General features: G+C 51.6%; 5 protein-coding genes. 3 read left to right on the top strand and 2 right to left on the bottom strand.

Features of this window, described 5'->3' with window-relative positions:
• The first annotated feature begins 621 nt into the window (after positions 1-621).
• Positions 622-1650, top strand: a complete 1029-nt coding sequence (locus HMPREF0308_RS01860) for an ornithine cyclodeaminase (RefSeq protein ID WP_005528121.1) — start codon at positions 622-624, stop codon at positions 1648-1650.
• 134 nt (positions 1651-1784) lie between these two features.
• Here the strand turns inward: HMPREF0308_RS01860 and HMPREF0308_RS01855 are convergent, their stop codons facing one another.
• Positions 1785-3020, bottom strand: a complete 1236-nt coding sequence (locus HMPREF0308_RS01855) for a helix-turn-helix domain-containing protein (protein WP_141276880.1) — start codon at positions 3018-3020, stop codon at positions 1785-1787.
• Positions 3021-3287: 267 nt separating this feature from the next.
• Between HMPREF0308_RS01855 and HMPREF0308_RS01850 the strand changes: the two genes are divergently transcribed.
• Positions 3288-4592 carry an amino acid permease gene (locus HMPREF0308_RS01850; protein ID WP_034656567.1) on the top strand — a complete coding sequence of 435 codons (1305 nt, stop codon included), beginning with the start codon at positions 3288-3290 and terminating at the stop codon, positions 4590-4592.
• A gap of 95 nt (positions 4593-4687) precedes the next feature.
• On the opposite strand, the gene HMPREF0308_RS01845 is transcribed toward HMPREF0308_RS01850, so the two are convergent.
• On the bottom strand, positions 4688-5437 hold the full coding sequence (locus HMPREF0308_RS01845) for a GntR family transcriptional regulator (RefSeq protein ID WP_005528118.1): 750 nt from the start codon (positions 5435-5437) through the stop codon (positions 4688-4690).
• 223 nt (positions 5438-5660) lie between these two features.
• Here HMPREF0308_RS01845 and HMPREF0308_RS01840 point away from each other — a divergent pair.
• Positions 5661-6373 (top strand): alanine:cation symporter family protein (locus HMPREF0308_RS01840; protein WP_005528117.1); only part of this gene is annotated, 713 nt, incomplete at its 3' end.

Below are 6373 nucleotides of genomic sequence, written 5' to 3'. Positions count from 1 at the left end.
CATAATGGCTCCTTCACGGACGAGAGAGCCAGCTAGTTAGCTGGATATTTAGGGAACTGTTTTCAACGCACCACACACCCTAGAAACCGCACCGGACACGCCCGCCCCTGCAAAGCCGCAAGATTCGAACATCCGGGCCAAATAGCCAGTGAAATGACAGGGAGTTCCAGTGGACTATCAGCCGCGAATCATGGCTGTGCCAGCTGCGTGCCCCATACTTTTGTTGTGCGTTTGAGAGAGCGCATGAGAGAGATAGAGAGAACCCCTCAGCTTCCGGAGGGCAGCCTTGGCTGATAATCGGGAGTGTTTAGAGAGAGACAGCGTCAGCGCCTAGGGCCCCACGTGAGAGCCCGGGCGCTATCGCTGTCTTGCATAGCTCTTGAAATAACTCGGCAACGATGTCGAAAACCATGCCTAAAGGATTGTGCATCTGAACAGGAATCAGTGCCTTAAAGCACCAATTTTTGTATCCCGGCTCACATATTGCACCCAACGCCTTATCGTCATTTCTAGCGGAATAGCTACCGCCACTACAGACCAGAACCAAATATGTCCCGTCCGCATAAAGGCGCATATCTACTGGTCAAAGGAGATCCTAGACTCATTTAGAAAGGTCCTGACATGGTTAAGTTTGTCGACGTTACGAACATCGCTCGCTGGGTCCAACGCGAAGGCGTAGAGAACATCGTCACCGGCATGGCCGGATATCTCGAAGAAGACTACAAGCGTTGGGAGCGCTTCCAGAAGGCACCTCGTTTCGGTTTCCACTCCCCGTTCGGAGTCATGGAGCTTATGCCGACTGCAAACACCGAAGAGTTCGCGTTCAAATACGTCAGCGGCTATCCCGCGAACCCACTGCGCGGCTACCAAACCGTTACGGCTTTTGGCATGCTAGCCGACGTCGACACTGGCTACCCGACTTTCCAGTCTGAGATGACACTGCTTACCGCTTTGCGCACTGCAGCCGTTTCCGCAATGGTGGCAAAGCACCTTGCACGCCCGGATTCGAAGAAGATGGCCATGATCGGCGCCGGTTCTCAGTCCGAATTCCAGGCTCTTGCTTTCCGCGGCATGCTCGGCATCGAAGACATCAGCATCTACGACGTAGATCCAAAATCGCTCGAAAAGTTTAAGCGCAACCTCGAGCCATTGGGTTTCCACATCACTATCGCACAAACCACCGAGGAAGCAGTCGAAGGCGCCGACATCATTACGACCTGTACAGCGGACCAAGCGCAGAACCATGTCCTGCAGCTCGAGCACGTCAAGCCTGGCGTTCACCTCAATGCCGTTGGTGGCGACTGCGAGGGCAAGACTGAGCTTGATGAGCGCATCCTCGACAAGGCAAAAGTCTTCGTTGAATATCCTGAGCAAACCCGCATCGAGGGCGAAATCCAGCAGAAGCCTGAAGACTTCCCAGTTGTTGAATTCTGGAAGGTTCTCGCAGGCAAGGAAACTGGTCGCGATTCCGTAGAGCAGATCACGCTTTTCGACGACGTCGGATTTGCCATCAACGATTACTCCGCGCTGCGCTATCTCCGTGACAGTGTCGCCGGCACCGATCTTGAGGTCGACATCGAGCTCTTTGCAGAACCAGATGACCCAAAGGACCTTTTCTCGATGGTCGCCAACGTTCCGGCCGTCTTCTAATCCAGCCGTTCTCGTTAAGCTCCTTAGATTCCCTTCCTGCTCGCCCAAAGGCAGGAAGGGAGTCGCTGTTTTGGGAGGAAGAATGAGCTCAGCTTGAAAGTTAAGCTCTCTGCTACCCCTCCAACACCAAGGCCTTAAGCCTCCAAATGCAGCGGAAGTATGGCAAGCAACATCCTGATCCTGCCTGCATCCTCAATAGTCAGCGGCGAAAGTCCAGTGCAACTTTCGAAAGACTTTAAACGATTAATTACGGTGTTGCGGTGGCAATAGGTTTGCTCAGAAGTTGCCTTCACTGAGCCAGTTCGCAAATAAGCATCAACGGTTTCGACCAGTTGATCACGTTCCTTCTCGCCCACCCCTAAAAGCTCTTCCAAAGGTACGGAAAGATATCCAGGTAATACTTCTTCGGCGTAGCGCGCCAAAACAACTGGGAGAAGATCTTCTACGAATGACAATCGTTTCGCACCAGCAGCATGAGCTCCTTGTCCAAACTTCGTCGCTGCGGCAATACGAGTAAGCCCAATCGCCTGCTTACGCAGGTTCTGCAAGCCATAGACGTGGGCATTAACCAAACACCACTCATTCTCAAGATGTAGCATGGAAACCATAGCTTCCGGAGTAGCCCCAAAAGCCTTTGCCCAAAAAATACAGAAAGAATTATTGAAATAAAGCCAGAAAGCACGCCCTTCCGTCATTAATTCTTCTGCAATGTCTTCAGCCTTAGTGGCTGCCGACATCGGCGCAATGAGCACGCAATACTCGCGCTGAATTTCCGTACCTATCGCTTCAGCCAGCCGCCCAATCTGCGATTCATCAAGATCCTCGGATGCGAAGAGCTCATCGAGAATACGCCGCACGATGAGGTTATTGTCCCCTTCAATCAGCGCTCGTTCAGCCATATACTCTGTGCGAATTTCGAGAGCCGCAACCTCGACCTCCTCGTAGAGCTCTTCCAGGAACTGCACCAAAATTTGGCCATCCTCCGCCCTCTCATTAAGAGCTCGCCACAAGACAATGAAATTTGCACGGACTACTACCGAAAGCTCTTCGAGATTTACCCCCTGGCGCGCACGTGTTCGCGCTATCTTACAAAGCGCCGCATTGAGCTTCTGCGCATAGGAAGCTTGCGAATCCCTTCCGTTTAAAAGCCGATGAAGGATCGTCCGAAAAAGGACGGCAGAGGCTTGATGTAGCTCCCGCTCGCTTACCCGAGTTCCGATGTATAACTTGCGCCGTCGAACCTCTTCGAGATGTGCTTGTGAAAGTGCTTCGAGCTCCTTTTCCAAAGCTAAGAGCATCTCTTTCCATAACAGCGCTTCTTCCATTGCCATCCTCATCTTCATCGGTTTTAACCCAATGAGCAGTGTCAATATATCTGTGACTTTTACCCAAGACCGAGCACAAAGTTATGCAGGTGCACAAACCCAGGCGCTAATCATGGTGTCGTTCCACAAATATCGGGACTGTCTCTTCTCACTTTGACCCCACGTCACTAAATTGTGATTCAGGATACATTAATAAATACATAGTATCCCAACTCACTTTTAGGCCAGCAGCGGGCAACACCCCTAGACGTTTTGCCACAGCTTTCCCCGGAAAGCGCACAACCGAAGATTGACATCATCCTTGGAGGCTCAATGACTACCCTGAAGACAGAATCTGCCCATGCAGCACAGCCGCCCACTACAGCCAAGCCAGTCAAAGGCAAAACCAAAAAATCTGACGGCTCAACATGGACCTGGGTAATCACGCTCTTCGGCACCGCAGTCGGCGCGGGAATCCTATTCCTACCCATGGACGCCGGCAGTTTCGGTTTCTGGCCACTGCTTGCTGGCACCATCATCATTGGTCCACTGGTCTTTTATTCGCACCGAATGTTTTCCCGCGTCACCAGTGCCTCCCCATTCAAGGACAAAGACGTTCTCCAAGTTGTAAGCCAGCTCCTAGGAAAAACGCCCGGCACATTATTGGCCATTTCCTACTGGATGGGCATCTATCCGGTCGTGCTCATCTACGCCATTTCGATTACCAACACGGTAGATAGCTTTATCGTCAACCAGCTAAATGGACCGGAAATCAACCGCACGATTCTTTCTATCGTGTGCGTCGGAATCCTTACCGGTGCTTTCACCCTAGGCCGCAAGCCAATGTTGTGGCTGTCCAACGCACTGGTCTATCCACTCATCATCTCGCTAGCGACGGTATCCATCTACCTGATTCCGCATTGGGATTTTTCCGGATTCTATGAGACTTCAACCTTCCACCCTTGGGACTTCTTAAAGTCGCTGTTCCTGATCATGCCAGTGCTTATCTTCTCCTTTAGCCATGAGGCAGCAATGTCCCAATTCTCCTTGGACATGAAAAAATCCTACGGAGCCAATGCCGAGAAGCAGGTAAGCCGAGTCGGCCGAATCACAGTATTCCTGCTCGTCTTTTTCACGATGTTCTTCGTCTGGTCTTGCGTGCTTTCGATGGGCGCCGACGGAATTAAGACCGCAACCGAGCAGAACATCCCAGTTCTGTCCTACTTTGCAAACACCGCGAACGCCCCGTTCATGGTCTGGATTTCCCCAATCATCGTCCTTTGCGCCATCATCACCTCATACTTCGGCCACATGCTTGGTACCGAAGAAGGCACCAAATTCCTAGCACGACGCATTGCTCCGAAGACCGCGAACCGTTTCACTGATAAGCAGCTCGATATAGCCACCTACATCTTCGTCTTCATCACCGCAACGCTCGTCTCCATCTTCAACCCGTCGGTCCTTGACCTTATTTCGCTGGTAGGTGGCGTATTCGTCGCCCTCACGGTCTATGTAATGCCGCTGTTCCTATTCCGAACCCACGAGAATTACGCCAAGTTCCGCGGCATCTGGTCCAACTACTTCGTATTCACCGCAGCAATCATCGTTATCATCACTACCATTTTGGACCTCTTCTAAGGCAAAACAAAAAGCCCCAGGTGTCTAAAGCTCGATCTAAATCAAGCCCCCACCACCAGGGGCTTTTAACCTTTATTCCCCCATCCTTATCACGACTATTTCTTGCCCTTCGGGCATGCATAGTCAAGATGACGCACCATCAGCCCCTCTGCAGCATCGTCATCCTGCGCCAGGACTGCTTCCACAATTTCTAGATGCTCCGTTGCAGTCTGGCGCACCTTTCCACTCGTCATGAGGTCGAGATAGTAACCATTTGCGCGGGACTGATCGCGCAGTCTTTCCACGATCTGAACCCAGCGACCATTCCCTGTAAGAGAGACCAAATAAAGATGGAATTGCTGATCCGCCTCTAGGTAGCGGAACATATCTTCGCCAGTCACAGCGCCGTGCAATTCATCAGTCTTTTTAGCCAAGCTACGGAGTCGCTCACTTTGAGCCTCATCCAGCTCCATCGCCGCGACCCTCCGAACAGCTTCGACCTCAATCAGAAGGCGCAGGTCATAAATTTCCTGGCTATCCGCATCGGAAAGCTCAACCACTCGAAAACCGCGATTTCGAACGTTTTCCAAAAGCCCGCGATCAACCAAAGACATCATGGCCTCACGCACTGGGCTATTTGAAATGTTTAATTCTTTAGCCAACGCGTTTGCAGAGTAGATTTCACCGACCTTCATCTCACCGCGCAAGAGCATGCTGCGAATGAGATATTCTGTGGAATCCTTTAAAGTCCTCCGATTCAAAGAGGACTCCATTCCATACATCTCCAAGTCAATCACGTAATTAACCTTACTAGTCCGCCCCATACCAGCGATCTGGATTGCCGCAGCCAAGCCGTCGGTAGCCATCGCCCACCTTCTTCCTTTTGAAGCGAGGTTTATCCCTCGCCCGCAAGCCCTAGAGAAGCCAGCCGTCTCAAGCAGAAGCAACTTCCCATTTAAGTGTCCGAGAGCACAATTACTTTCCCAAACCTCTTTATTAACGGTTATATATAACATACAATGCGACTTACGTCACTTTATACGCTTCGCGCTGAAATGAACGACGTTGAGAACAAGAAAGGCTCCTTTCATGGAAACTAAGACAGTGCTTGCACAAGGTGCAATCGATCAAACAATTCAAAACGTCTTTGGCCCCTTCGTTGACGTTTTAGAAAAAGTCGTGTTCTTCGCAATACCAATCGGTGAAGCCGAGCTCCCCCTCGTGGTGATTTGGCTACTCATGGGCGGACTATTTTGCACGTTTTATCTTCGTGTTCGCCCATTCAAAGATGCCAAGCAAACCTTCCGCGTAGTACGCGGCATGCTTGCTCGAAAGTCAGATCCCGGCGAAGTAACAAGCTTCCAAGCCTTCGCCACCGAGCTGGCCGGCACCATCGGCCTCGGCAACATTGCCGGCGTTGCTGTCGCGATTTCCCTCGGTGGACCAGGCGCTTCGCTATGGATCATCATCGCCGGCCTGTTAGGAATGGCCTTGAAGCTGGCAGAGGCAACCCTCTCCCAGATGTTCCGCCGTGTTAATTCAGACGGCAGCATTTCGGGCGGTCCGATGTATTACTTGAAAGACGGGCTCACCTCAGTAGGCAAGCCAAAGCTCGGGTCCTTCCTCGGAATGTTCTATGCAATTGGCTTTGCTCTTTCCGCTTTCGGCGCAGGCAACATCTTCCAAGCCAACCAGGTGGCGTTACACGTCATCGATATCACCGGAGGAACAGACAGCTTCTTCGCCAATAAGGCATGGCTCATCGGCGTTTTCCTCGCCATCCCAGCAGCCCTCGTCATTCT

This window comes from Corynebacterium striatum ATCC 6940 (assembly GCF_000159135.1).
Classification (GTDB): Bacteria; Actinomycetota; Actinomycetes; order Mycobacteriales; family Mycobacteriaceae; genus Corynebacterium; species Corynebacterium striatum.
This window is presented reverse-complemented; position numbering and strand designations above follow the sequence as displayed.

Bases quoted from the DNA above. Each gene is read 5' to 3' on its own strand.
- HMPREF0308_RS01860 (WP_005528121.1), top strand. From the start codon at position 622: ATGGTTAAGTTTGTCGACGTTACGAACATCGCTCGCTGGGTCCAACGC.
- HMPREF0308_RS01850 (WP_034656567.1), top strand. From the start codon at position 3,288: ATGACTACCCTGAAGACAGAATCTGCCCATGCAGCACAGCCGCCCACT.
- HMPREF0308_RS01845 (WP_005528118.1), bottom strand. From the start codon at position 5,437: ATGGCTACCGACGGCTTGGCTGCGGCAATCCAGATCGCTGGTATGGGG.